Annotated in this window: 1 protein-coding gene; it reads right to left on the bottom strand. The window is 66.2% G+C overall.

Going from position 1 to position 234, the window contains the following annotated elements:
* Positions 1 to 129 precede the first annotated feature (129 nt).
* The coding region (locus AC0CH8_RS19165) for a GMP synthase (glutamine-hydrolyzing) (protein WP_465241238.1) at positions 130 to 234 on the bottom strand (105 nt) is incomplete at its 5' end.

Raw genomic sequence — 234 nt, 5'->3', positions numbered from 1 at the left:
GTCTACAACGCCACCGGCGTCCGCGTCCGCGAATATCCGATCACGCGCGACAAATATCTGGATCGCCTGCCGCACGTGGCATGAGATGCCCGCTGGCGAACGGCCCCACGGCCGGTCGCTAGTCCCGCGTCACTCCCACTCGATCGTCCCCGGCGGCTTCGACGTATAGTCGTACCCGACCCGGTTGACGCCCTTCACCTCGTTGATGATCCGCGTCGCCACGCGCGGCAGGAA

It is taken from the genome of Sphingomonas sp. AC435 (assembly GCF_979253005.1).
This window is presented reverse-complemented; position numbering and strand designations above follow the sequence as displayed.